The sequence below is a fragment of the Frankia sp. Mgl5 genome (assembly GCF_023242985.1).
Lineage (GTDB): Bacteria > Actinomycetota > Actinomycetes > Frankiales > Frankiaceae > Parafrankia > Parafrankia soli.
The window spans coordinates 1-243 of the sequence record NZ_JALKFY010000297.1; the positions used below are offsets into that span (position 1 = coordinate 1).

A 243-nucleotide genomic window follows, 5' to 3' on the forward strand; every position below is an offset into this window, starting at 1 on the left:
CCGTCTGCCATTGATAAAGCTGTTCCAGATCACGTTTGCGCCGGGAAAGCTCTTCCTTTTGCTCACCATATTCGCTGCTTTGCCGTTCGGCCGCCTCCAACGTTTCCCGGGCAGCCTCCAACGCCTCCGGTCCGACATCGCCCAACGCCGCCAATTCCAGCTGCAACCGGTGAATTTCCACCTTATTCAGCTCGGTCGCCTGGCGTATCCGGTCGCTTAGCTTTTCGCCATACTCATATAAAT

The 243-nt window shown here is 56.0% G+C and carries 1 protein-coding gene; it reads right to left on the reverse strand.

Annotation, left to right across the window (positions count from 1 at the left end; translation table 11 throughout):
• Window positions 1-243 (reverse strand): hypothetical protein (locus tag MXD62_RS09410; protein ID WP_248828976.1); only part of this gene is annotated, 243 nt, incomplete at both ends.